This is a genomic window from Dactylosporangium sp. NPDC000244 (assembly GCF_040300725.1).
GTDB lineage: Bacteria > Actinomycetota > Actinomycetes > Mycobacteriales > Micromonosporaceae > Dactylosporangium.
In genome coordinates this window covers 104,006-128,462 of sequence record NZ_JBEPEH010000027.1, presented here as the reverse complement: position 1 = coordinate 128,462, position 24,457 = coordinate 104,006, and the positions used below count along the sequence as shown (strand labels likewise).

Below are 24,457 nucleotides of genomic sequence, written 5' to 3'. Positions count from 1 at the left end.
ATGTCACCGCACCTTCGGGAAGCCGAGGTCGATCTCGGACGTGGCCGGGTCCGGCCAGCGCGAGGTGACGACCTTGCTGCGCGTGTAGAACTGGATGCCTTCGGGGCCGTACATGTGCAGGTCGCCGAAGAGCGAGGACTTCCAGCCGCCGAAGCTGTAGTAGGCGACCGGGACCGGCACCGGGACGTTCACGCCGACCATGCCGCAGACCACGTCGTACTGGAACTGCCGCGCGGCGCCGCCGTCGCGGGTGAAGATCGCGGTGCCGTTGCCGTACTCGTTGTCGTTCACAAGTTTCAACGCCTGGTCGTAGGAGTCCGCGCGCACGACCGAGAGCACCGGGCCGAAGATCTCGTCGCGGTAGAGCGCCGAGTCCGGGTCCACCTTGTCGACCAGCGACGCGCCGAGGAAGAACCCGGGGCCGGAGCTGACCGCGGCCTCGCGCCCGTCGACGACGACCTCGGCCGAGCCCGGCTCGGCGAGGTAGCCGGCGACGCGGTCGCGGTGCTCGCGGGTGATGAGCGGGCCCATCTCCGCGGCCGGGTCGGTGGCCGGGCCGACCGCGATGCGGCCGATCCGCTCGCTGATCGCGGCGACGAGCGGGTCGGCGACGGCGCCGACCGCGACCACGACGGAGACGGCCATGCAGCGCTCCCCCGCCGAGCCGTAGCCGGCCGAGACGGCGGCGTCGGCGGCCGCGTTCACGTCGGCGTCGGGCAGGACCACCATGTGGTTCTTGGCCCCGCCGAGCGCCTGGACGCGCTTGCCGGCGCGGGTGCCGGCCTCGTAGACCGCCTTGGCGATCGGGGTCGAGCCGACGAAGCTCAGCGCCCGCACGTCCGGGTGCTCGATGAGCCGCTCGACCGCCTCCCGGTCGCCCTGCACGACGTTGAAGCAGCCGTCGGGCAGGCCGGCCTGGCGCAGCAGGTCGGCCAGCAGCAGCGAGGCGGACGGGTCCTTCTCGCTGGGCTTGAGCACGAACGTGTTGCCGCACACGAGCGCGTTGCAGAACATCCACATCGGCACCATCGCCGGGAAGTTGAACGGCGTGATGCCGGCGACGACGCCCAGCGGCTGGCGGATGGAGTACACGTCCACGCCCGAGCTGGCCTGCTCGCTGTAGCCGCCCTTGAGCAGGTGCGGGGCGCCCGCGGCGAACTCGATGTTCTCCAGGCCGCGGGCCACCTCGCCGCCCGCGTCGGCGACGGTCTTGCCGTGCTCGGCGCAGATGAGCGCGGCGATCTCCTTGCGGTTGGCGTCGACGAGCTCGCGGAAGCGGAACATGACCTCGGCGCGGCGGGACAGCGACGCGGCCCGCCAGGCCGGGAAGGCGGCGAGGGCGCTCGCCACGGCGGCGTCGGTCTCCGCGGCGGTGGCGGCGACGACGTACGCCTGCTGCTCGCCGGTGGCCGGGTCCCAGACCGGCAGCTGCCGGCCGCTGGTGCCTGATACGGCCTGCCCGTCGAGCCAGTGCCTGATCTCTCGCATCGATGCTCCTACAGCAGGTAGTCGGACAGTCCGCGGCGGACGAACCGTCCGTGGCCCTTGGTGCCGTGATAGGTGTCGCCGGACACGATCACGGTGCCGCGGGAGATGACGGTGTCGACCTTGCCGGCGACCTCGAAGCCCTCCCAGGCCGAGTAGTCCATGTTCATGTGGTGCGTCTCGACGCCGATGCGGGTGCGGGCCGCGGGGTCGTAGAGCACGATGTCGGCGTCGGAGCCGGGCGCGATGATGCCCTTCTGCGGGAAGAGGCCGAACATCCGCGCCGGGGTGGTGGCGATGGTCTCGACCCAGCGGGCCAGCGACAGCTTGCCGTCGACGACGCCCTGGTACAGCAGGTCGACGCGGTGCTCGACGCTGCCGATGCCGTTGGGGATCTTCGAGAAGTCGCCGATGCCCATCTCCTTCTGGTCCTTGAAGCAGAAGGGGCAGTGGTCGGTGGAGACCACGGACAGGTCGTTGGAGCGCAGGCCCTTCCACAGGTCGGCCCGGTGGCTCTCGTGCTTGCTGCGCAGCGGCGTGGAGCAGACCCACTTCGCGCCCTCGAAGCCGTCGGCGCCGAGCTGGTCCTCCAGGGTCAGGTACAGGTACTGCGGGCACGTCTCGGCGAACACGTTGCGGCCGAGGTCCCGGGCGGCGGCGACCTGCTCGAGGGCCTTGCTGGCCGAGAGGTGCACGATGTAGAGCGGGCAGTCGGCGGCCACCGAGGCCAGCCAGATCGCGCGGCTGGTCGCCTCGGCCTCGAGCGCCTCCGGGCGGGTGATGCCGTGGTAGAGCGGGTCCGTCTCGCCGCGCTCGAGCGCCTGCTTGACAAGCACGTCGATGGCCGGGCCGTTCTCCGCGTGCATCATGATCATGGCGCCGTTGTCCCGGGCCTTCTGCATCGCGCGCAGGATCTGCCCGTCGTCGCTGTAGAAGACGCCGGGGTACGCCATGAACAGCTTGAAGCTCGTGATGCCCTCGGTGGCGACCAGCTGGTCCATCGCCTTGAGCGAGTCGTCGTCAACGCCACCGATGATCATGTGGAAGGCGTAGTCGATGTGGCACTCGCCCTGGGTCTTCGCGTGCCACGCGGCGAGCCCGTCCTGGACCACCTCGCCGTAGCGCTGGATGGCGAAGTCGATGATGGTCGTGGTGCCGCCGAAGGCCGCGGCCCGGGTGCCGGTGTCGAAGGTGTCGCTGGCCTTGGTGCCGCCGAACGGCATCTCCATGTGCGTGTGGGCGTCGACGGCGCCGGGGATGACGTACTTCCCGGTCGCGTCGAGCACCTCGAAGTCACCCTCGACGGGCCCGTCGCCGGGCATGAAGATCGCCGAGATCTTCTCCCCCACCACGAGCACGTCGGCGGCGATCGGACCCTGCGGCCCGACCACCGTCCCACCCTTGATCAACAAGGTCGTCACGGCTGTACCAGCTCCCCGTAGGCGTCGGGACGGCGGTCGCGGTAGAACTGCCAGCGGTCGCGGACCGCGGCGAGCAGGTCCATGTCCAGATCACGGACGATGAGCTCCGGGTTGTGCGCGTCGCCGACCTCGCCGACGAACTTGCCCTCGGGGTCGACGAAGTAACTGGTGCCGTAGAAGTCGTTCTCGCCGAGGTCCTCGATGCCGGTGCGGTTGATCGCGCCGATGAAGTACTCGTTCGCCACCGCGCTGGCCGGCTGCTCGAGCTGCCACAGATAGGCCGAGAGCCCGCGGCTGGTCGCCGACGGGTTGAACACGATCTGGGCGCCGTTGAGGCCGAGCGCGCGCCAGCCCTCGGGAAAGTGCCGGTCGTAGCAGATGTAGACGCCGACCTTGCCCACGGCGGTGTCGAAGACGGGGTAGCCGAGGTTGCCGGGGCGGAAGTAGAACTTCTCCCAGAAGCCCTTCACCTGCGGGATGTGGTTTTTGCGGTACTTGCCGAGGTACTTGCCGTCCGCGTCCACGACGGCGGCGGTGTTGTAGAGGACGCCGGGCTGCTCCTGCTCGTACATCGGCAGGACCATGACCATGCCCAGCTCGGCGGCGAGGGCCTGGAAGCGCTCGGTGGTCGGGCCGGGGATCGACTCGGCGTACTCGTAGTAGGCGGAGTCCTGCACCTGGCAGAAGTAGGGGCCGTAGAACAGCTCCTGGAAACAGATGACCTTGGCGCCCTGGGCCGCGGCCTGTCGTGCGTAGTCCTCGTGCGCCTTGATCATCGATTCCTTGTCGCCGGTCCAGTTCGTCTGCACGATGGCGGCGCGAATCACGGTCATGGCTGCCCCTCTCTGGTCGGTCCACAGTGGCCGGTAGCGGGGATTGCCCGGCGGCAGACCGCCCTTGATCCCGGGTCGGATGCCGTAGGACACTAACGACACAAATCTAGGCGGACAATGGTCCAAGCGTTACAGAATGTTTCGGAGATGTAATTTGCTAGCGCTCATCACGGGGGCGGTGGACGACCGCAGTGCCCGGGGAATCGCCGCTGCCGTCAGCCGTCTCGTGACCGCCGGGGCATTGCCCGCCGGCACCCGCCTGCCGACCGTGCGCGACGTCGCCCGGGAGCTCGGGATCAGCCCGACCACGGTCAGCGAGGCGTGGCGCAGCCTGGCCCGCGCGGGCGCCATCCAGACCCGGGGCCGCTCGGGCACGTTCGTGGCCGGCCCGTCGGTGCCGCGGCAGCGGCTGCGGTACGCCCAGCTCGGCGCCCGCGTGAGCGAGCTGCGCGGCGGCCTGCTGCGCGACTACTCGACCGGCATTCCGGACTACGACCTGCTGCCGAGCCTCACCGAGGCGCTCAAGCGCATCGGCGACGCCCGGCTGACCACCTCCTACCTCGACGGCGCCGTGCTGCCGGGCCTGGAGGAGGTGCTGCGCGAGCGCTGGCCGTTCCCGCCCGAGCGGCTCACCGTGGTCGACGGCGCGATGGACGCCCTGGACCGCATCACCGGCGTGGTGGTCCGCTTCGGCGACCACGTGCTCGTCGAGGACCCGGCGTTCCCGCCGACGCTGGACCTGCTGGAGACCGTCGGCGCGACGGTCGTCGGGGTCGGCATCGACGAGCACGGCCTGCGCCCCGACGCGCTCACCGCGGCCCTGGCCGGCTACGAGCCCGTCGCGCTGTTCCTCCAGCCGCGCGCCCACAACCCGACCGGCGCCAGCATGACCCCGGCCCGCGCCGACAAGCTCGCCCGCATCCTGGCCCGCCACCCCGGCGTCACCGTGATCGAGGACGACCACGCCGGGGCGATCGCGACCGCCCCGCCGGTGAGCCTGGGCCGGCGGCTGCCCGACCGGACCGTGCACGTCGTCAGCTTCTCCAAGAGCCACGGCCCGGACCTGCGCCTGGCCGCGATCGGCGGACCGGCGTCGGTCGTCACCGCGGTCACGGATCGCCGGCTGCTCGGCCCCGGCTGGTCGTCGCGGCTGCTGCAGGCCGTTTTGCTCGACCTGCTCACCAATCCGGCGACGGTACGGCAGGTGGCCGAGGCCCGCGACGAGTACGCCCGCCGCCGCACCGCCCTGCTCGACGCCCTCGACGCGCGCGGGGTCACGGCCACCGGCGCCGACGGCATCAACATCTGGATGGCCGTCGCGAACCAGCAGGTCGCGCTGCTCACCCTCGCCGCACACGGGATCGCGGTGGCGCCCGGGGCCCCGTTCGAGGTGAGCCACCAGGACAGCGACCACGTGCGGATCACCGCCGGGCTGGTCCGCGACGACTTCGAGGCCCTCGCCGGCATCTTCGCCGAGGCGGCCGGCGGCGAGGTGCGCGGCAGCGGCCCGCGCGCGGCCAGCCATCCCCGCGGATGGCGGTGAAATCGGCAGTGCTCCCTTGACGGCCTTCCTCGCCAGACACTGGTGATGGTGCGTGATGGACGCGACAACCAGGCCCGCGCCCTGGCCGCGCGGCGCTCGGGCATGATGACCGGGTGAGGTACGTGGCGATCGGCGACAGTTTCACCGAGGGCATGGGGGACGAGCGGGCCGACGGTGTCCCCCGCGGCTGGGCGGACCTGGTCGCCGCCGGGATCGCCGAGGCGACCGGGGAGACGGTGCAGTACGCCAATCTCGCCATCCGCGGCCGCCTGCTGGGGCCGATCCTGGACGAGCAGCTGGACGTCGCCCTGGGCCTCGACCCGACGCCGACGATGCTGTCGCTCAACGGCGGCGGCAACGACATGATGCGCCGCGGCACCGACATGGACCACCTGCTGGAGCTGACGGAGATGGCGGTGCGCCGCACCTCGGAGGCGGGCGTGCGGATGCTCCTGCTCAGCGGCGCGGACCCGTCGGAGCACCTGCCCTTCGGCAAGGTGATCCACCGCAAGGGCACCATCCTGTCCGCGGCCGTCCGCGAGCTGACGGAGCGCTACGACGCCCTGTTCGTAAACGTCTTCGGTGACGAGGAGATCCGCCGCGCCCCGTACTGGTCCGCCGACCGCCTGCACCTCAACGCGGCCGGCCACCGCCGGGTCGCGGGCCTGGTTCTGACCGCGCTGGGCCACGCGACCACGGCCCACCGCATCGACCCCGGCCCGGCCCCGTCGAAGGGCCTGCTGGCCGAGGCCAGGTACTACCGCGAGCACGTCCTGCCCTGGGTGACCCGCCGCCTGCGGGGCCGCTCATCGGGCGACGGCCGCGCGGCGAAGTACCCGGCGTGGACCCCGATCGGCTGACTGTCCTCCTGGCTCGCTTCGCTCGCGGCGGGGGAGCTCCGCTCCACCCGCACCCCCTCAAAACCTGCGGAAACTCCCTCCAGCGCCGAAGAGTCATACGAAGGGCGGGCAGGCGGTCAGGAGCAGCCGCGGTGCCCCTCACAGCACGAGGGCGGCCGTCTGCTCGGCGATCGCGTGCTCCTCGTCCGTCGGGACCACGCACACCGCGACCCGCGACCCGTCGGGGCTGATGATGCGCTCGCTCGCCGCGTTGCGGGACTCGTCCACGGCGATGCCCCACGAGTCCAGGCCGCTCAGGGCGGCCGCGCGCACGGCCGGGGCGTGCTCGCCCACGCCCGCGGTGAACACGATCGCGTCGAGGCGGCCGAGCACGGCGTGGAAGGCGCCGACGTACTTGCGGATGCGGTGGCAGTACACGTCGAAGGCGAGGGCAGCGGCCGAGTCACCGGCTTCGCGGCGCTCCAGGATGGTGCGCATGTCGTTCACGCCGGCCAGGCCGAGGAGCCCGGCGTGGCGCTGCAGGGTGTCGTCGACCGCGGCGAAGTCCATCCCCGCGACGCGGTTGAGGTAGGCGGGCACGGCCGGGTCGAGGTCGCCGGAGCGGGTACCCATGACCAGGCCCTCCAGCGGGGTCAGGCCCATCGACGTGTCGACGCTGCGCCCGCCCCGCACCGCCGTGGCGCTCGCCCCGTTGCCCAGGTGCAGGACGATGAGGTTGAGGTCCTCGAGCGGCCGTTGGAGCAGGGCCGCGGCGCGCCCGGCGACATAGCCGCACGAGGTGCCGTGAAAACCGAAACGCCGGATGTCGTACCGCTGCGCGAGGTCACGATCGATGGCGTACGTGGACGCGGCGGGCGGGATGGTCGCGTGGAAGGCGGTGTCGAACACGGCCACGTGCGCCACGGCGGGGAGCTTCTCGCGGGCCGCCTCGATGCCCGTGATGCCCCCGGGGTTGTGCAGGGGGGCCAGCGGTACGAGCGCGTGCAACACCTCGAGCACGTCGTCGTCGACGACCGCGGGCGCGTTGAAGCGGGAGCCGCCGTGCACGATCCGGTGGCCGACCGCCTCGATCGCGGCGTCGCCGAGCCCGTCGAGCACCTGGCCGAGGGCGGCCGCGTGGTCCGGCACCCCGCCGGGCTCCCCGATCCGCTCGATCAGGCCCCGCTCCCCCGCCCCCGGATCGGCGAGATCCACGACACGAAACTTCACCGACGACGAGCCGCTGTTGAGCACGAGGATCATGCCAGGCAGACTAACGCCGTGGCCCGCATCGTGTACCTCGTCGAGCACGGACCCGACTCCGGCAAGTCGGCCGTGGCCCTCGGACTCGCCGAACTGCTGTCGCGCAAGGTGCCGCGGATCGGCGTTTTCCGGCCCGTCGCCCCCGAGTCGCAGGACGTTCTGCTGGAGTTGCTGCGCTCGCGGTACAACATCGGGGACGATCGCCTCTACGGGGTGACGTATGCGGAGGCGTCGGCGATGCTCGCGGCCGGGCGCGCCGAGGAGCTCGTGGGGCAGGTCGTCGAGCACTTCCGCCTGGTCTCCCAGCAGCACGACGCGGTCGTGGTCATCGGCACCGACATCGACGACGATCTCGCGTTCAACGTCCGCCTGGCCAACGAGTTCGGCGCGGTCGTGGTGTCCGTCGTCAACGGCACCGGCGCCGATGAGTCCACACTGGACTCGATGGCCCGCCAGGCCTACCACGCGCTGGCCGACCTCGACGCGACCGTCGCCGCCGTGGTGCTCAACCGCACCCCCGAGGCCGTGGCCGCGCCCAAGCTGCCGGTGCCCTGCTTCGTGATCCCGGACGTGCCCACGATCGGCGCGCCCACCGTGGCCGAGGTCGCCGCCCAGCTCGGCGCGAGCGTGGTGACCGCCGGCGGCGACCGGGACGCGGCGCTCGGGCGCGACGTGCTCGACTACGTCGTGGGGGCCGCGCAGGTGCCCGCCGTACTGAGCCATCTGACGCCCGACTGCCTGCTCATCACGCCCGGGGACCGCGCGGACCTGCTCGTGGCCGCGGGCGCCGCGCACGCGTCGGGCCTGGTGCCGCTGGCCGGGATCGTGCTCACGCTCGGCATCGCGCCCGACCCCGCGGCCCTGGGCCTCTTCGAGCGGCTCAACCCCGGGCTCGCGGTGCTGTCGGTGCCGAAGGCCAGCTACGACACCATCGCGTCGTCCACGCGCATGGAGCACCGCCTGAGCGCGGCCAACCCGCGCAAGGTCGAGGCGGCCCTGGGCGCGTTCGAGTCCAATGTGGACACCGCGGCGCTGGCCGACGTGCTGGAGCTGACGGCGTCGGCTCGGGTGACGCCGCTCATGTTCGAGTACGACCTCATCGACCGCGCCCGCACCGACCGCCGCCGCCTCGTGCTGCCCGAGGGGACCGAGGAGCGCATCCTGCGCGCCGCGGACATCCTGCTGCGCCGCGGAGTCGCGGACCTGACCCTGCTCGGCGACCCGGCGGTGATCCGGGCCAAGGCGCGCGACCTGAGCCTCGACCTCGGCGGCGCCACGCTGGTCGACCCGGTGACGAGCCCGCTGCGCGAGGAGTTCGCCGCGACCTACCGCGACCTGCGCGCCCACAAGGGCGTCACGTTCGACCTGGCCCATGACGTGGTGGCCGACGTGTCGTACTTCGGCACGCTCATGGTCCAGCTGGGCCACGCCGACGGCATGGTGTCGGGCGCGACCCACACCACCGCCGCCACGATCCGCCCCGCCTTCGAGATCATCAAGACCGTCCCGGGCCTGAGCGTCGCCTCGAGCGTCTTCTTCATGCTGCTGCCCGACCGCGTCCTGGTCTACGGCGACTGCGCGGTGAACCCCGACCCGGACGCGGAACAGCTCGCGGACATCGCCCTGTCCTCGGCCGACACCGCCGCCCGCTTCGGTGTCACGCCGCGCGTGGCCATGCTGTCGTACTCCACGGGCACCTCCGGCTCGGGCGCCGACGTCACGAAGGTCGCGGAGGCCACGGCCATCGTCCGCGCGCGGCGGCCGGACCTGCCGGTGGAGGGCCCGATCCAGTACGACGCGGCGATCGACCCCGCGGTGGCCGCGACGAAGCTGCCCGGCAGCCCGGTGGCCGGCCAAGCGACGGTCTTCGTGTTCCCGGACCTGAACACGGGCAACAACACGTACAAGGCGGTCCAGCGCTCGGCGAACGCCGTGGCGGTGGGCCCGGTCATGCAGGGCCTGCGGAAGCCGGTGAACGACCTGTCAAGGGGCGCGACGGTGAAGGACATCGTGAACACGGTGGCCATCACGGCGATCCAGTCCCAGCCCACGGCCCAGTAACCACTCCTCCCCCATCGCTTTCGCCCGCGCTGCTGGAGTTCGTACACCTCCGGCAGCGCACACTTGTCCGCTCGCTCTTGTCCGCCCGCACTTGTCCGCCCGCTCTTGTCCGCCCGCTCTTGTCCGCTCGCTCTTCTTCGCCCGCGGTCCTTCGGCACCGGGGTTATGCACCCCCGCCGCTCGCACCTCCCGCCCGCGCTCCTTCAACGCCGGGTTATGCACCCCCACATCTCCCGCCGGCGCTCCTTCGGCACCGGGGTTATGCACCCCCGCCCCTCGCACTTCCGGCCCCCGCTCCCCGGGAACTCACGGTCCCCCTACTCGGGCGGCATTGGGTTATTTGTCATACCTATGGGGCACGATGGGGAGATGATTGCGAGACTCTCGTCAGTCGTGCTGGACGCCTCGGACCCGCATGCCCTAGCCCGGTTCTACTCGGAACTGCTCGACCTGCCCATCACCAAGGTCGACGGCGACTGGATCGACATCGGCGACGGCGCCAGCCGAATCAGCTTCCAGCACGCCCCGAACCACATCCCGCCGCAGTGGCCGGACCCGAACTACCCGCAGCAACTCCACCTGGACATCTGGGTCGACGACATCGACGCCGCGGAGTCAAAGGTCCTGCGCATGGGCGCCCAGCTGCTCTCGTCCAAGGAGGAAGGCTTCCGCGTCTACAGCGACCCGGCCGGCCATCCCTTCTGCCTCGAGCACAGCTGAGCCCGCCGCCCCACGACCGCGCCCGGCTTGACCACCGCCCGCGCGACCGCCACCGCCCGCGCGCTCGTTATGGGCCGCGCGCACGCCGCCGCCCGCGCGCACGCCACGGCCGCGCGCACGCCACGGCCGCGCGCTCGCCACGGCCGCACGCTCGCCACGGCCGCACGCCTGCCGCCGCCCGCGCGCACACCGCCGCGCGCTCGCCACGGGCCCCGCTCGCCACGGGCCGCACGCCTGCCGCCGCCCGCGCGCACGCCGCCGCGCGCTCGCCACGGGCCGCGCGCCTGCCACCGCCCGCGCGCACGCCACCGGTCAGGCGGTGGCCACCTCGCGCCCGGCTAGCGGTCGACCACGCGGCGCGCCCACCGGCCGACGAACGCGATGACGCCGCGAGGCAGCCCCGGCCCTGCTGCACCGAGGGCTGCGGATTTCGCGGGGGCGGGCCCGCCTCATCGCATGTGAGCCGTGCCTGGGACCCGCCGCGACGTCTTCGACCGCGGCCGACTTACGGGTCGGCGGTGGCCTTCGCCGGGCAGCCGTTCTTCTGCTGCCACGCGTCGAGCTCGGCGACCGGGGACTTCTCCTTGCCGGCCTTCCAAGCGTCCAGGTAGGACCAGGGCCAGATCACCCCGCGCCGCGTCCACCAGTCGCCGGTCTTGGCGCACGCCGGGGACAGGCCGAAGTGGATGTGGCAGGCGCTCGCGTCGCCGGTGCGGCCGACCTTGGCCACTGGCTGGCCGGCCTGCACCACGGTGCCCGCCTCGATGCCGTTGTCGATCGACGCGAAGTGGGACATGTAGTAGCGGGCGCCGTCGTTGCCCAGGATCGACACGGACAGGCCGCCGCGGGAGGAGCCCTCGTTGGCCTTGGCGGTCCAGGTGTCGACCTTGGCGACCTCCAGGACGGTGCCGTCGACGGGCGAGAGGGCGTTCAGGCCGCAGTTCGCGATGATGTCGCTCGCCGGGTAGTCGTGGTGGTCGTGCGAGTAGGAGCCCTTGCCCTGCAGCGGGAACACGTGCTTCGTGGTTCCCCTGGGCGCCTCGCTGCTCGGGTTCGCGCCTAGCCCGGCGCCGTTGTTCGAGGCGGGTGCGCTCGGCACCTGGCGGCCGGGCGACTGCTGCGCCGCCGGTGCCTGGCTCGACGGGGCCGGGTCGTCGCCGCAGGCGGTCGCGCCCAGGGCCACCGCGAGCAGGGCCGCGCCGGCGAGCGCCGCGCGGGCCGAGCCGGTCCGATAGCGCGCCCGCGTACTCACTCGCTGGACAGACATCGCCCGCCACCCTACGCGCTGCCGTCAACCCACCCCAAGTCACCGCCCGGCCACTGCTCGCCGCCCCTCGACGCCCCCGTTCCGTGAATGCCGCGTGACCGATTTTTCGCCTGGCGGGGTATAAATCCGGCGCGGAGCGCCGGATCGATCAAGCGGGGCCGAGCGCTGAGGAACACACGGGCCGAGTGCCGGCGAAACGCGAGCCCGAGCGCTGAGGAACACGGGGCCGAGCACTGAGGAAGTGCCCGAGCATTGAGGAGCGGGGGCCAAGCCCTGCGGAACGCGGCCCCGAGCACTGGGAAGACGCGGCGCATGCAGGCCGTGAGCACGCAGGGCCAGCACGGCGCATGCAGGCCGTGAGCACGCAGGGCCAGCACGGCGCATGCAGGCCGTGAGCACGCAGGGCCAGCGCGGCGCATGCAGGCCGTGAGCACGCAGGGCCAGCACGGCGCATGCAGGCCGTGAGCACGCAGGGAAAGGGCCAGCGTGACGAGCGGCCCCGAGCGCAGGGAAAGAAGCGCCGCGAGTGGGTGCGGGGACGGCAGGCGCGTCAGTAGCGGGCGGCGTACGACGTCGGGGGCTCGCCGAACATGTTGGTGAAGTCGCGCGTCAGGTGGGCCTGGTCCGCGTAGCCCAGGTCGGCGGCCAGGGCGGCCCAGTCGATCGGGGTCCGTGCCGCCATCCGCTCGGTCACCTCGTGCAGGCGGAAGCGGCGCAGCACCCACTTCGGGCTCACACCTACGTGTTCGGCGAAGAGCCGCTGCAGGTGGCGTTCGCTGACCGCCCAGCGCGTCGTCAGCTGGTCGACCCGGCGCAGGTCGGGCGAGCCGGCGATCTCCCCCACCCGGCGGGCGGCCTCGTCGCCGGGTGGGTCCGGCCGCAAACCGGTCAGCAGGTAGTCGTTCAAGGCGTCCACCGGAGGTGCCGGCTCCTCATCAGCGGTCAGGTGGGTGAGGTCCAGCGGCGGGAGGTCGGCGAAGACCGCCTCGGCCGGGAGGGACCGGTCGGTGATCGTGTCCACCGGGGCGTTCAGGTAGCGGCGGAAGACGCCCGGGCGGAAGGCCACGCCCAGCACCGCCGCCCGGCCCGACAGGACTCTCGTCACACGGCCCCGGGCGACGCCGTGGATCATGGGCGGGCCGGTGGTGGAGAAGGTCAGCTGGACGTTCGGCCGCGGGACCATGAGCTGGGTGTAGTCCGGCTGGTCGCGCAGGTCCCAGCGGGCCCACCAGTAGTGGGAGATCAGCGCCGAGAGCTCCGCGGGCGGGGGTGCGAAGCCGTGGGACTGGAAGGACGACCAGGCTCCGGCCAGCTCGCGGCGGTCGCGCATCCGGCACATTTTGCCAGCACCAGCGCGTGGTGCGGTCTTGCCCCACGGAGGCCGGGATTTCTGGCGGGAGCGACGGTCCGCAGGTGACGCGGGCCCGAGCCGTGAAGCCCCAAAGAAGGAACGTCGGCCACATTATGCGGATATGTCGGATTTGTCGGCGGGGGTCGGCTTTACTGAACCGGTCACGAGAACAACGCGGAACCGTCGAGGGTGCCGGACAGCGCACACGGGGGACGACGGACGCCGCGGAGCAGCGGGTCCGGGGGGCAACGGCGCCAACCGGACCCGTTTCTGTTTGGTGTGGTGGCGGGGGCGTTGCGTACAGTTCCCGTCGTGACCTCGCACGACCCCCATGAAGAAGCCCCCGGCATCGATCCCGAGCGGCTGGCCATCTGCCTCGCCGTGTTCGAGGAGCTGGCCGAGCTGCCGCCCGAGCACCCCGACGTGCTGCGCGTACGGCGGGCCACCTCGCACCTCTACAAGCACGTCAAGCGGCAGCGCCGCAGTGAGCGGCGGGCCGCCGTCACCGAGAACGACCGGATCGTCACCGCGGCCACCGCGACCGGGGCGCCGGGGCGGATCGACGACGAGACGCAGGGCATCGCGCTGGTGTCGCCGACCATCGGGGCCACCGCGGGGCGGCTGAAGCGCGCCCGTTCGTGCTACACGTGCAAGACGCGCTACGTCGACGTCGACGCGTTCTACCACCAGCTCTGCCCGCCTTGCGCCAGGCTCAACCGGGAGCGGCGCGACCAGCGCGCGGACCTGAGCGGGCGGCGCGCCCTGCTCACCGGCGGACGAGCCAAGATCGGCATGTACATCGCGCTGCGGCTGCTGCGCGACGGGGCGCACACGACGATCACCACGCGGTTCCCCAACGACGCCGTGCGGCGCTTCGCGGCCATGGCGGACAGCGCGGACTGGCTGCACCGGCTGCGCATCGTCGGCATCGACCTGCGGGACCCGGCCCAGGTCGTCGCGCTCGCCGACGACGTGGCCGCGCAGGGGCCGCTCGACATCCTCATCAACAACGCGGCGCAGACGGTGAAGCGCGCCGCCGGCTCCTACTCGCACCTGGTCGCCGCCGAGTCCGCGCCGCTCATGCTCGACGGCCCGATGCCCGACGTGGTGACGTTCCACAAGACCGACGCGGAGCTCGTGCTCGAGTCCGGGCGGGCGGGCGGGCTCATCGCGCCGGACGCGCTCACCGCGCTCGCGCTGACCAGCCGGAACACGACCCCGGAGAAGATCGCGGCGCTCACCGCCATCGACGCGGGCGGGCTGGTGCCCGACCTGGCCTCGTCCAACAGCTGGGTGCAGACGGTCGAGGAGGTCGACCCGCTGGAGCTGCTCGAGGTGCAGCTGTGCAACGTCACCGCGCCGTTCATCCTGGTCTCGCGGCTGCGGCCGGCGCTCAAGGCGGCGAGCGCGCGGCGCAAGTACGTCGTGAACGTCTCCGCCATGGAGGGGCAGTTCAGCCGCCGGTACAAGGGGCCCGGCCACCCGCACACCAACATGGCCAAGGCCGCGCTGAACATGCTCACGCGCACGAGCGCCGAGGAGATGCTCAACGACGGCATCCTCATGACGGCCGTCGACACCGGATGGATCACCGACGAGCGGCCGCACCCGCAGAAGATGCGCCTGCACGAGGAGGGCTTCCACGCGCCGCTGGACCTCGCCGACGGGGCCGCGCGGGTCTACGACCCGATCGTGCGCGGCGAGCGCGGCGAGGACCTCTACGGCTGCTTCCTCAAGGACTTCGAGCCGTCGAGCTGGTGACCTACCGCAGCTGATACATGAGCATGAACTTGCCGACCTGGACCTCGTCGCCGTCGTTCAGGTTGGCGCTCTTGACCCGCTCGCCGTTGACGTAGGTGCCGTTGAGGCTGCCCAGGTCGAGCATCGAGTAGCCGAAGCCGCCGCCGTTGCGGTGGAACTCGACGTGCTTGCGCGACACCGTGTTGTCGTCGAGCACGATCTGGTTGGCCGAGTCGCGGCCGCAGCGCACCACGTCGCCGTCGAGGGCGAACTCGGCCCCGGCCTCGGCGCCCTTGCGGATCAGCAGCGTGGCGCGGCCCGAGGGCAGCTTCTCCATGTGCGCGGTCAGGTCCAGCGGCTGGGTCGGGCCCTCGGGCGCCTGGACCGAGGCCGTGTTGAGCAGCTCCTCGGTGGTCAGGATCGGCACGCCCCAGTGCCGGGCCAGCGCGATCGCCTCGAGCGGCGCCGCCGGCACCCGGATGCCCTGCCCCAGCACCAGCTGGAACGGCCCGTGCGCGGCCACGACCTCGATCGCCCGCAGCGGCGCGTTCAACGCCATCAGCGCGCGCTGGAACAGCTCCGCGCTGATGGGCTCGTCCATGCTGCGCGGGCCGCCCTCGACGGGCAGCTGCAGGTGCCGGCCCGTGGGTTCGTCCTTGAGCAGGACCACGGGACGGCTCTGCCAGGTCTGCGCACGCACACCCACCACGACGAGCTCTCGCATGCCCCGCCTCCCGAGTCCGTAGTCAAAGGCTGTCAACCCCTGTGCGCCTAACGGTACCGTGTCGGGCGACCGGCACCCTGGGCCGGTCAGGTGGAGGTCTATCGTCGGATCTGTCCGATCTGCCGCATCAGCCGGTCGACCTCGGCCGCCCAGTCGACCTGTTCGCCCCGGTCGCGCCGCGTTCGGGCGGTCCCGGCCAGCACGAGCTCGACGAAATCGGCTCCCGTCGTGAAGCCGACAGCAACTTCGGTCGCGATCTGCTGGTACTGCGGCGCCACCCAGAACTCGAACGCCTGCGACACGTCGCCCGAGTTGAGCCGGAAACCCAGCGTGCGCAGCGCCTCGAGGGCCGCGGCCTCGGCCGGGAGCGGGTGCACGGCCACGAAGTCCAGGTCGCCGGGGTCGTGGGCGAAGGCGACCTCGAGCTCGGTGCGCACCCCGACGGCCAGGCCGGGGACCCGCTCGCCATACACATGCGTGATCGGCGTTTCCAGCGGAAGAGCCAGCGTCATCGGTACGGCCCGAGCCTCCCCCGCCCGCAGCCGGAACTCCCCGGCCAGCTCGTGACGGCCCAGCTCACGGGTCTCGGAGCCGTCCCGGGTCACCAGGGTCAGCACGATCCGCTCGATCTCGACGTCGCGCTCGCCGCCGGTGAGGTGCACGGCTCCGGCGAGTGACTCCCCCGGGCGGCACACAGGATCATCGAGTACCGTATCGACGGCCGGGCCGCCCACGCCCAGCGCGGCGCGGCGCAGGCTCCGGAAGACCATGGCGGGCACACTAACACGCGGCACTGTAGGGTTGGATCGTGTCAAAGCTGCTGCGGATCGGGGAACTCGCGAACCAGGCCGGCGTGTCGACCCGCACGGTCGACTTCTACACCGGGCTCGGCCTGATCGAGTCGGCCGAGCGGACGGCCGGAAACTTCCGCCTGTACGACGCCTCCTGCATCGAGCGCATCGCGGCCATCAAGGCGCTGGAGGCCAACGGCGTGAGCCTGGCCGACATGGCCGGCGCGCTCGAACGCGGCGCGGGCGACCTCACCGGGCAGCTCAGCCAGGTGCAGGGCGACATCGAGACGCTGCGCGAGGCCGCCGTGCACGCCGGGCCGGCCGCGCACCAGCTCCTGCTCGCGCTCACGGCGCGGCTGCAGTCGCTGGTGCACACGGCCATCGAGCTGACCCAGAACCTGCCGCCGCTCGGCGGCTGAGCGCCTACGCCCTGATCTCCGCTCCGGCCTACGCCCGGACCAGCTCGGCGATACGCCGGCCGTGCTCGGCCGCGTGCTCGTGGCCGGTCTTCAGCAGCTCGGCGGCCAGCCCGCGCAGCGGCTCCATCGCCGGGTTGACGTCGGCGAGCGTCAGCTCCGCCTCGGCCACGTGCACGTCGAGGTGCAGCACCTCGGCGAGGACGCGCCGCACGTAGGGGCCGTTGTGGTCCCAGCCCTCCTTCGGCGTGCCCGGTCCGTAACCGCCGCCGCGGCTCATCGCGAGCACCGCCGGGCGCCCGGCGAGGGGGCGGTCGCCGTAACCGCCGAAGCGCTGGTTGAACAGGACCAGGTCGATCCAGGTCTTGAAGCTCGCCGGCACGCCCCAGTTGTAGAGCGGCACCGCGAAGACGTACGCGTCCGCGTCGAGCAGCTCGGTGGTGAGGCGGTCGACCAGCTCGAGCGCCTCGGGGGACTTCTCCGCCGCCAGCGCGTTGCGCGCCCACAGGTCGGCGGGCAGCGGTTCGAGCCCGATGTCACGGCGGGCCACGGTGGCGCCGGGGTGCTCGGCGAGCCAGGCCTGCTCGGCGGTGTCGGCGAGCGCGCGGCTCACGGACCCGGTCGTGCGGATGCTCGCGTCGAGACGGAAGAGATGCATGATGCGGTACCTCCACGGTGTCCTGCTGTACGAGAGAAAGTCTGCTTCACAGAACATCTGGTGGCAAGAGTGCGTGACCTGCTTATCATTGCTGACATGACGCACGCGGCTGACTCGCACGTCGAGCTCCAGGCGGACCTCGGCTGGGCGCTGGGCGTGCTGCTGCGCGGCTACGCGAAGGGCGCCCAGTCGGTGATCGCCGACGTGCCCGGCGGCCCGCGCGGCTACCAGGTCCTGACCTCCGCCGTCGACGGGGCGGCCTGCACCCAGCTCGCCCTGGCCAACAAGCTGGGCATCGACCGGACCGTCATGACCTACCTGCTCGACGACCTCGAGAAGGCCGGCCTGATCGAGCGCAAGCCGGACCCGGCCGACCGCCGCGCGCGGCGCGTCCTGGCCACCGAGGCGGGCCGCGCGACCCTGTGCGGCCTGCAGCGCAAGCTGCGCCACGTCGAGGACCGGGTGCTGGGCGCCCTGCCGGACGAGGACCGGGGCCGCTTCCGGGAGATGCTGCGGGCCGTGGCCGTCGACCTCGACGCCCACGACCCGCTGAGCGACGCCTGCTCCGTGGTCGAGACCTTCAGCGGCGTCGAACCCGCTACTCGGGCCCGCCGCTCTTCCAGTTCGGGTCGCGCCCGCTGAGCCCGAGCACGCGCGCGAACCACGGCGCGCCGCCGGCGACCGGGACCTCGGGCCCGTAGACGCCCATCGCCCGGCCCTGCTCGGCGGAGCGGGCGACCTCGGCGTACATGGCTTCGAGCACGTCGTCCCCGAACGCGATCGGCACGCCGAGCGCCCGCGCCAGGTCCCACCCGTGCAGCACGAACTCGCCGAGCACCATCCCGCCGACGAGATCCGCGGGCAGCTCGACCGTGGCCATGACCGTTTCGCCCGTCCACGCCCGCGGCTCACCCCACGCCGCCGCGAGCCGCTCGACCTGCGCGCGCACGTCCCCGTCACCGCCGCCGGGCGGCACCGCCTCCTTGCGCGCCGCCCCCTCGAGCGACGGCCCCCATTCGAGCAGGTGCGCACGCAGCGCGCGCACGTCCCACTCCCCGCACGGCGTCGGCCGGTCGAGGTCACCGGGCGTGATCCGCCCGAGGAGGTCGAGCATGACGGGGGCGGCCGCGACTGTCAGCTGGTGCTTGTCCATGCCCTCAACCTCTCGCACCGGCACCGGCCCCGTCTTGGACAAACCCGCCAGGCGCGTGGCGGGCGACCGGGCGCAGCCACGGCACGGCCAGCAGGATCACCACGGGCGAGAGGATGAAGCCCGCGCGCGTCGAGGTCACCGCGTCCAGGATGGCGCCGTCGATCGCCGCGCCGGCCGCGGCCCCGACCGAGAAGGCGGTGGCCACCCAGGCGAAGGCCTCCGCGGCCGTGCCCGCCGGGGCGATGCGGTCCACGGTCAGGAACGCCCCGGCCAGCAGCGGCGGCAGGAACAGGCCGCACAGCACGGCGAGCGGCACCATGAGCGCGGCCGGGGACGGGGTCAGCAGCAGCGGCACGTAGGCGAGGCCGAGCAGGGCGCCCAGCAGCGGCAGCCGGCGCGCGTCCACCCGCACGCGGGTGTTCACCAGGCCGCCGATGAGCGCGCCGAAGGCCTGCGCGGCCAGCAGCCAGCTGGAGAACGAGCGGTGCCCGACCGACTCGGCGTAGTCCAGCATCGCCACCGGCAGCGAGCCCACGCCCGCGCCGATCAGGACCACCGCGGTCAGCAGCAGCCGCAGCGGGCCCGAGCGCAGGGCGCCCGCCCAGTGCCGCTCCGCGGGCTCGCCGCGCCAGGCGCGCACGGCCGGGGTGGTCACGAACCAGACGGTGCCGAGCAGCTGGAGCGCGGCGGTGGCCAGGACGCCGGCCGTACCGCCGCCGAGGGCCACCGCCACGCCGGCGACGAGCGGGCCGAAGATGAAGATGAGCTCCTGCACGGCGATGTCGAGGGTGTACGCGGTGGGGACCTGCTCCTCGTCGAGCAGGCTCCGCCAGAGCACCCGCAGGCCGGCCTCGAACGGCGGGGCGCCCAGGCCCGCGAGGAGCCCGGCGATCAGCGCCGCCCAGAGCGGTACACCCTGGACCAGCACGACGAAGCCGAGCGTGGACAGGGCGGCGCCGGCGAGCATGACCGGCGGCTGGCGGAGCCGGTCCGCGATGCGCGCCAGGACGGGGCCGCCCACGGCCAGGCCGGCGGTGTAGACGCCCACGAGCAGGCCGGCGGCGGCGATGGAGAGGCTCTCGCGCGCGTACAGCAGCAGGGCCACCGGGGCCGCGCCCAGCGGCAGCCGCCCGACGCAGCTGGCGGCCAGGACCCGGGCGACCTGCGCGGCGCGCAGCACGGTGGTGAGCGACATGGTCGCGATCATGCCAGCCCGGTCCTGATTAACAACAGCATAAACGGGCGTTAGGCCGGATTTGCAAATCGTACGAGGCGTCCTTAAGCGCAGCTCGGATACGTTTTGCGCACCCGAGAGAAATGGTGTTCGACAATGCGCAGAACGGTGCTGTACCCGCTGGTCGCCCTCGGTGCCGCCGCCGCCGGGACGCTGGTCTACGCCGAGCCGGCCTCGGCCCACGGATATGTGTCCTCGCCGCCGAGCCGGCAGGCGTTGTGCGCGCAGGGCAAGGTCTCCGACTGCGGCGCGATCCAGTACGAGCCGCAGAGCGTCGAGGGGCCGAAGGGGCTGCGCAGCTGCGACGGCGGCAACGCGCGCTTCTCGGTGCTCAGCGACGACAGCCGCAACTGGCCGGCGACCGCCGTGGGCACCTCGGTCACGTTCAACTGGGTGCTCACCGCCCGGCATTCGACGAGCACGTGGCAGTACTTCATCGGCGACAAGCAGATCGCCCAGTTCGACGACGGCGGCAAGCAGCCCAACGCCACGGTGTCGCAGCAGGTCAGCCTGGCCGGGTTCAGCGGCCGGCAGAAGATCCTGGCGATCTGGAACATCGCGGACACGGCGAACGCCTTCTACAACTGCATCGACGTGCAGATCGGCGGCGGCTCGACGTCGACGCCCACGCCGACGCCCACGAAGTCCGTGACCCCGACCCCCACTCCGACGAAGACCGCGACACCCACCAAGAGCGCGACCCCGACGAAGAGCGCGACCCCGACCAGAGGCAGCTCCGACTGGGCGCCGGACACGCTGTATCACGTCGGCGACGTGGTGACGTACAACGGCAAGCAGTATCAATGCCGCCAGTCCCACCGCTCGATCTACACGTGGGAGCCGATCTACACCCTCGCCCTCTGGCTTCCGGTGTGAAGCGCCTGGTGATCGCGGTCCTGCTGCTGTTCGCGGTGACCGCCTGCGGCGCGAAGCCCACGCCCGTGCCAGAGCTTTCGGCCAGCCAGGGCATCGCCGAGGCGGACGCGGTCACCGCGGCCGGCCCGCACAACGACTTCGACGTGATGTTCCTGCAGATGATGATCGCCCATCAGCAGCAGGGCCGGCAGATGCTGAAGCTGGGCCAGCAGAAGGGCGTACGCGAGGAGGTCGTCGACCTCGCCGGCGCCATCGACGTCGTCGAGGCCGAGGAGGTCCGCACCATGCGGCGCTGGCTGCAGGCGTGGAACGTGCCGCAGACCGAGGTCTCCGACCCGGCCCTGCACGCGGCCCACGGCGGGCGGCCGGCGACCGGGCCGGAGGAGATCCAGGCGCTGCAGGACGCGACCGGGGCCGACTTCGAGACGAAGTTCCTCAACCTGCTCATCGCGCACCAGCACAACGCGGTCGAGCTGGCCCAGCAGCTGGCCACGACCGGCCAGAACGTGACGGTCAAGCAGCTGGCGGAGCGGGTGCAGCTGTCCCGCCAGCAGCAGATCAGGCAGATGCTGACCCTCGCCGCGGGCTGAAAGATGTTCCGGCCGGCCGGACCCTGGGCACTACTACCAGGGTCCGGCTTTGCCGTTTTCATCGGAGGTGTACCGCCATGTCGTCGACGGCCACGCAGGCCATCAGCCGCTGCCCGAGCTGCGGCGCCCGCGTCCACGTGAACGCCGGCTCCCCCACGCCCGCCCACCAGCCCGACGGCGCCGGCCCGGGCTCGGGCGAGTGCCCCGGCAGCGGCCGGCCCAGCCGCTGACCCCTAGTCCCGGGCCGGTTTCGGCCCGCGGCGCAGCCCGAGCACCACGCCCACGGCCAGGGCGATCAGCCCCCGGCGCCGCACCGCGAGGGCGAGCAGGGCGCCGGCGGCCAGGCCGAGCACGTAGCCGGCCACGGTGAGCGGCCCGACCGGGCCGGGCTCGGTCCGGGCCAGGTCGACGGCGACGGGCGCGCCGGATCGGACCTTCAGCGACCACTCGCCCTTGCTGGCGGCCAAGCCGTCGCCGAAGGCGGCCGTACGGGTCGTCGCCACCCTTCGCCTACGAGCACACCCCGGGCCCGATGACCTGGCTCATCGGCGACGACGACTACAACGCCGGCGGGCTGGAGCTGACCGCGTCCGGCACCGACGCCTCGTGGCGGGCCACGGTGGTGAAGCGCGCGTCCGGCGCGGCGGGCTGGACCAGGGCCAGCACCGCCGCGCCGGACGGAAGGGCCGGCGCACCGAGCCAGCCCAGCCAGGCGCCGAGCGCCGCGCCGGCCGCGGCCACCGTGAGGGCGCAGACCCCGGCGGCGCTGGCTCGGACCAGACCGGCCCGCGATCGGACGGCGGGTGCGGAGGTGGTAGTCATCGTCGCCTTCGTTTCCTCTCAGGGCGAGCCGCGGCCGGCTCGGTCGGTTCAGCGGAATCGGATCACGGGCGGGTCAGCAGATCCGGACGGGATTGTGGATGTTCACCCAGTGCCACGGCCGGTGCCAGCCCATGCCGACCCACCCGGCGGGGCATGCGTCAGCGTGTGTGTCTTCAGGGAGGTGTGATGGAGGCACAGGACTCGTTCCACGCGTACGTGTCGGGCCGGCTCGCGGCGTTGTCGCGGCTGGCGTTTCTGCTGTGCGGGGACCGGCACACCGCGGAGGACCTGGTGCAGGTGACCCTGATCAGGGTGGCCGCGCGTCGGGAACGGGTGATCGCCGGCGGTGACCCGGACCCGTACGTGCGCCGGGCGATGGTCAACCAGCACGTGTCGCTGTGGCGGCGGCGCTGGCGGCTGCCCGGGGACGTGTGGCGGCGGGGGCGCCGGCGGCGGTACCAGGGACGGATCGCCGGGGCCGGAACGGCCCTGCTGTGCCTGGTGGGGGTGGCCGTGCTGCCGGGTCTCGGCGGCGGTGCGCAGCCGGCCGAGGGCGCCACGGCGGTGATTCCGGCGAGCATCGAGCGGCCGTACCCCTGGCAGGCGACGGTCGACGCGTCACCGCCCGGCCGCGCCTCGGTGCTCTTCGGCGGGGACAGCCTCGGCCTGGGCAGTGACCCGTTCGAGACCGAGGGCGGCAAGCTCGCCGTCGTCGGCCGTGGCGGCGACTACCGGACGCTGCGGTACCCGACCGGAAAGCAACGGGCCGGCCTCGACGTCCGCCTCTCGCCCGACGGCCACCTGGTCGCCCAGAGCGAACTGCACGACGGCCCGGCGGGGTGGCTCGTCGTCACCGACCTGCGCACCGGCCGCAGTCGCGGCTACGGCAACGGCCCCGCGGCCTGCTGCTACGAGGTCGCGGCCTGGCGCCCGGACAGCGGCGCCGTCCTCGTCCAGCACCGGGTCGGCGAGCATTCCCAGCTCACCCTGGTCGACCTTGCCAGCGGCACCGAACTCCCGATCGACGGCGCGGCACCGCGGGACGTCGACCGGTTCGCCTGGGCCGCGGCCTTCGCCCCGGACGGCGCCTCGTTCGTCGCGGCATTTCCCACCGGGGGCGGCACCGAACTGCGCGCGTTCGACGCGAACGGTCAGCGCCGATGGAGCCACGATCTCGGAAGCCGGAGGCTCGCGGGGGCCGGCGCGTACACGGCGGACGGCAGCGCGATCGCCGTGCTCACCATGACCGGTTGTGCCGACGACTGCGACCCGGCCCAGCTCGCCGGGCGGCGCTGGACCGTGTCCTACCTCGATGCCGCGACGGGCGCCGAACGCGGCGGGCCGGCGGTGACGGCGGCCGTGGTGCTCATACGCCGCCGGGTGATGCGCAGGCGCAGGGCCGCGGCCTGGGCCTGAACGGCGCTGACCCGACTCCCCGACCGCCTTCCGCCCGCGCCGGGCGGAAGGCGGTTTCCGGTCAGGCCCCCAGCGAGCGCGTCGCCTTCGCGGCGCAGCCCGTGACGGCGGCGATCGCCTCGCGCACGACATCCGGCCTGGCCTTGAAGCCGAAGACGGTCAGCGCCAGAACCGGGTGCCCCGCGCCGTCGAAGACCGGTGCCGAGATCACGCGCGCCTGCGCCAGCACCTCGTCGGACAGTTCCGGGGGCTCGTAGTCGAGGGACGCCACCAGGGCGTCGAGCTCCTCGTTGGGCACGGTGCCGGGCTCGGCGGCGAGCCGCTCGAGCGCCGCGGCGAAGCGCCGGTGGCCCTCGCTGCCCAGGCCGATGGAGAACCCGCGCTCGCGGATGCGGGCCAGGGCCCGGATCTCGGCCTCCTGCGAGTCCGGCGCGAATCTGGCGACCCACGCCTCCTGCTCCGCCGCGGGCGCCCAGGCCTCGAAGATCGAGGGGCCGTGCGGCCGGAAGGGCAGCCGCTGCCCGACGAGCGTGGTGGGCTGCGCCGCGGCCGACGCGGACGGCGGGTCGAGCTGGCCGACCACGACGACGCTGTCGCTCACCCGCGCGGTCACCAGGCAGCGCAGGCCGTTGTCGGGCAGCTCCTGCGCGATCGAGCGGATGAGCTCGAAGTGGCGCAGCGGGCGGGTGAGGCTCATGTCCGGGTCGTAGGCGGTCAGCGTGAGCGGCGTGAAGCTGCCGTAGCCGCTGCGGAAGAACAGCAACGGCAGCTCGGTGCTCGCGGTGTCGAGGTGGCGTACCTCGGCCAGCGCGATCTTGTGGTCGCCGGCGTCGTGCACCGCGACCGGGACGCAGTCGATCCAGGCCACAGCGCCCTCGATGATCGGGGCGCCCGACGGAGCCGGCCGCCAGGCGATGCCCTCGAAGCGCTGGGCGAGCGGCGCCGTCGCGATCCGGCGGCACACGTCGGACTGGTGGGCGGCGAGGATGTTGACGCACCAGTTGCCGGCCTGGTGCAGGTGCGGCCAGGTCTCCGAGGTGACGCTCGGGTAGAACCCGATCAGCGGCGGGTTCAGCGACACCGACGAGAAGGAGCCGACGACCATGCCGATCGGGGGGCCGTCCTCCGGTTGCGCGGTGATCACGCAGACGCCGGTGGGGTACTGCCCGAGAACGTGACGGAACCAGGCGGGGTCGTCGGGCGAGCCGGGCGGCCGGCGGGCGGTCTCAAGCGACATCTCGGTCCTTTCCATCG

25 protein-coding genes are annotated in these 24,457 nt (G+C 72.6%); 11 read left to right on the top strand and 14 right to left on the bottom strand.

The window, feature by feature from the left end; all coding sequences use genetic code 11:
- Window positions 1-3: 3 nt before the first annotated feature.
- From mmsA to ABT369_RS34730, 3 genes are read right to left on the bottom strand one after another with little or no spacing between them, the layout of a single operon-like run.
- Window positions 4-1,488 (bottom strand): CoA-acylating methylmalonate-semialdehyde dehydrogenase, encoded by a 1,485-nt coding sequence (gene mmsA, locus ABT369_RS34740; RefSeq protein ID WP_350618463.1) that lies wholly within the window; start codon window positions 1,486-1,488, stop codon window positions 4-6.
- 8 nt (window positions 1,489-1,496) lie between these two features.
- Complete coding sequence (gene hydA / locus ABT369_RS34735) at window positions 1,497-2,906, bottom strand: dihydropyrimidinase (protein ID WP_350618461.1); 1,410 nt, start codon at window positions 2,904-2,906, stop codon at window positions 1,497-1,499.
- Complete coding sequence (locus ABT369_RS34730) at window positions 2,903-3,739, bottom strand: nitrilase-related carbon-nitrogen hydrolase (RefSeq protein WP_350618459.1); 837 nt, start codon at window positions 3,737-3,739, stop codon at window positions 2,903-2,905. The genes hydA and ABT369_RS34730 overlap by 4 nt, the downstream gene beginning before the upstream one ends.
- A 178-nt stretch (window positions 3,740-3,917) precedes the next feature.
- Here ABT369_RS34730 and ABT369_RS34725 point away from each other — a divergent pair, with 178 nt between their 5' ends.
- Complete coding sequence (locus ABT369_RS34725; protein ID WP_350618457.1) at window positions 3,918-5,282, top strand: aminotransferase class I/II-fold pyridoxal phosphate-dependent enzyme; 1,365 nt, start codon at window positions 3,918-3,920, stop codon at window positions 5,280-5,282.
- 113 nt (window positions 5,283-5,395) lie between these two features.
- Window positions 5,396-6,142 carry an SGNH/GDSL hydrolase family protein gene (locus ABT369_RS34720; protein WP_350618455.1) on the top strand — a complete coding sequence of 249 codons (747 nt, stop codon included), beginning with the start codon at window positions 5,396-5,398 and terminating at the stop codon, window positions 6,140-6,142.
- 138 nt (window positions 6,143-6,280) lie between these two features.
- Here ABT369_RS34720 and ABT369_RS34715 read toward each other — a convergent pair whose 3' ends face one another.
- Entirely contained in the window at window positions 6,281-7,384 is a 1,104-nt protein-coding gene (locus ABT369_RS34715; RefSeq protein WP_350618453.1) for an acetate/propionate family kinase, read from the bottom strand.
- Window positions 7,385-7,402: 18 nt separating this feature from the next.
- Between ABT369_RS34715 and pta the strand changes: the two genes are divergently transcribed.
- The gene (gene pta / locus ABT369_RS34710) at window positions 7,403-9,445 is read left to right on the top strand and encodes a phosphate acetyltransferase (protein WP_350618452.1); all 2,043 of its coding nucleotides are present in this window, start codon (window positions 7,403-7,405) and stop codon (window positions 9,443-9,445) included.
- 369 nt (window positions 9,446-9,814) lie between these two features.
- The gene (locus ABT369_RS34705; protein WP_350618450.1) at window positions 9,815-10,165 is read left to right on the top strand and encodes a VOC family protein; all 351 of its coding nucleotides are present in this window, start codon (window positions 9,815-9,817) and stop codon (window positions 10,163-10,165) included.
- Between the two features lie 505 nt (window positions 10,166-10,670).
- On the opposite strand, the gene ABT369_RS34700 is transcribed toward ABT369_RS34705, so the two are convergent.
- Both ABT369_RS34700 and ABT369_RS34695 read right to left on the bottom strand, forming a co-directional pair.
- The gene (locus ABT369_RS34700; protein ID WP_350618448.1) at window positions 10,671-11,432 is read right to left on the bottom strand and encodes a M23 family metallopeptidase; all 762 of its coding nucleotides are present in this window, start codon (window positions 11,430-11,432) and stop codon (window positions 10,671-10,673) included.
- Between the two features lie 550 nt (window positions 11,433-11,982).
- Window positions 11,983-12,762 (bottom strand): AraC family transcriptional regulator, encoded by a 780-nt coding sequence (locus ABT369_RS34695; RefSeq protein WP_350618446.1) that lies wholly within the window; start codon window positions 12,760-12,762, stop codon window positions 11,983-11,985.
- A 333-nt stretch (window positions 12,763-13,095) separates the two neighbouring features.
- Between ABT369_RS34695 and ABT369_RS34690 the strand changes: the two genes are divergently transcribed.
- Window positions 13,096-14,544, top strand: a complete 1,449-nt coding sequence (locus ABT369_RS34690) for an SDR family NAD(P)-dependent oxidoreductase (protein WP_350618444.1) — start codon at window positions 13,096-13,098, stop codon at window positions 14,542-14,544.
- 1 nt (window position 14,545) lies between these two features.
- On the opposite strand, the gene ABT369_RS34685 is transcribed toward ABT369_RS34690, so the two are convergent.
- Complete coding sequence (locus ABT369_RS34685; protein WP_350618442.1) at window positions 14,546-15,247, bottom strand: bifunctional nuclease domain-containing protein; 702 nt, start codon at window positions 15,245-15,247, stop codon at window positions 14,546-14,548.
- 98 nt (window positions 15,248-15,345) lie between these two features.
- A complete protein-coding gene (locus tag ABT369_RS34680; RefSeq protein WP_350618440.1) occupies window positions 15,346-16,017 on the bottom strand; it encodes a sporulation protein in 672 nt (223 codons plus the stop codon).
- A gap of 38 nt (window positions 16,018-16,055) precedes the next feature.
- Here ABT369_RS34680 and ABT369_RS34675 point away from each other — a divergent pair, with 38 nt between their 5' ends.
- Window positions 16,056-16,457, top strand: a complete 402-nt coding sequence (locus ABT369_RS34675; RefSeq protein ID WP_350618438.1) for a MerR family transcriptional regulator — start codon at window positions 16,056-16,058, stop codon at window positions 16,455-16,457.
- 28 nt (window positions 16,458-16,485) lie between these two features.
- On the opposite strand, the gene ABT369_RS34670 is transcribed toward ABT369_RS34675, so the two are convergent.
- Window positions 16,486-17,112 carry an FMN-dependent NADH-azoreductase gene (locus tag ABT369_RS34670; RefSeq protein ID WP_350618436.1) on the bottom strand — a complete coding sequence of 209 codons (627 nt, stop codon included), beginning with the start codon at window positions 17,110-17,112 and terminating at the stop codon, window positions 16,486-16,488.
- 96 nt (window positions 17,113-17,208) lie between these two features.
- On the opposite strand from ABT369_RS34670, the gene ABT369_RS34665 reads away from it, so the two are divergent.
- Entirely contained in the window at window positions 17,209-17,754 is a 546-nt protein-coding gene (locus ABT369_RS34665; protein WP_350618434.1) for a MarR family winged helix-turn-helix transcriptional regulator, read from the top strand.
- Here ABT369_RS34665 and ABT369_RS34660 read toward each other — a convergent pair.
- Both ABT369_RS34660 and ABT369_RS34655 read right to left on the bottom strand, forming a co-directional pair.
- Window positions 17,711-18,265: a TIGR03086 family metal-binding protein gene (locus tag ABT369_RS34660; RefSeq protein WP_350618432.1), complete on the bottom strand. Its 555-nt coding sequence runs from the start codon at window positions 18,263-18,265 to the stop codon at window positions 17,711-17,713. The genes ABT369_RS34665 and ABT369_RS34660 overlap by 44 nt on opposite strands.
- 4 nt (window positions 18,266-18,269) lie before the next feature.
- On the bottom strand, window positions 18,270-19,460 hold the full coding sequence (locus tag ABT369_RS34655) for an MFS transporter (protein ID WP_350618430.1): 1,191 nt from the start codon (window positions 19,458-19,460) through the stop codon (window positions 18,270-18,272).
- Between the two features lie 135 nt (window positions 19,461-19,595).
- Between ABT369_RS34655 and ABT369_RS34650 the strand changes: the two genes are divergently transcribed.
- The 3 genes from ABT369_RS34650 (at window position 19,596) to ABT369_RS34640 (ending at window position 21,195) form a co-directional block, all read left to right on the top strand.
- Complete coding sequence (locus ABT369_RS34650) at window positions 19,596-20,375, top strand: lytic polysaccharide monooxygenase (protein WP_350618428.1); 780 nt, start codon at window positions 19,596-19,598, stop codon at window positions 20,373-20,375.
- Complete coding sequence (locus ABT369_RS34645) at window positions 20,372-20,965, top strand: DUF305 domain-containing protein (RefSeq protein ID WP_350618426.1); 594 nt, start codon at window positions 20,372-20,374, stop codon at window positions 20,963-20,965. Before ABT369_RS34650 ends, ABT369_RS34645 begins: the two co-directional genes overlap by 4 nt.
- Before the next feature lie 77 nt (window positions 20,966-21,042).
- The gene (locus tag ABT369_RS34640; RefSeq protein ID WP_350618424.1) at window positions 21,043-21,195 is read left to right on the top strand and encodes a hypothetical protein; all 153 of its coding nucleotides are present in this window, start codon (window positions 21,043-21,045) and stop codon (window positions 21,193-21,195) included.
- Between the two features lie 3 nt (window positions 21,196-21,198).
- Here ABT369_RS34640 and ABT369_RS34635 read toward each other — a convergent pair whose 3' ends face one another.
- Together ABT369_RS34635 and ABT369_RS34630 are read right to left on the bottom strand one after the other, a co-directional pair.
- Window positions 21,199-21,468 (bottom strand): hypothetical protein, encoded by a 270-nt coding sequence (locus tag ABT369_RS34635; protein WP_350618422.1) that lies wholly within the window; start codon window positions 21,466-21,468, stop codon window positions 21,199-21,201.
- A 55-nt stretch (window positions 21,469-21,523) separates the two neighbouring features.
- On the bottom strand, window positions 21,524-21,787 hold the full coding sequence (locus ABT369_RS34630; RefSeq protein WP_350618420.1) for a hypothetical protein: 264 nt from the start codon (window positions 21,785-21,787) through the stop codon (window positions 21,524-21,526).
- A gap of 186 nt (window positions 21,788-21,973) precedes the next feature.
- Between ABT369_RS34630 and ABT369_RS34625 the strand changes: the two genes are divergently transcribed.
- Complete coding sequence (locus tag ABT369_RS34625) at window positions 21,974-23,203, top strand: sigma factor (RefSeq protein WP_350618418.1); 1,230 nt, start codon at window positions 21,974-21,976, stop codon at window positions 23,201-23,203.
- Window positions 23,204-23,264: 61 nt separating this feature from the next.
- Here the strand turns inward: ABT369_RS34625 and ABT369_RS34620 are convergent, their stop codons facing one another.
- Window positions 23,265-24,440, bottom strand: coding sequence for a flavin reductase (locus ABT369_RS34620; RefSeq protein WP_350618416.1), 1,176 nt, complete (start codon window positions 24,438-24,440; stop codon window positions 23,265-23,267).
- Window positions 24,441-24,457 lie beyond the last annotated feature (17 nt).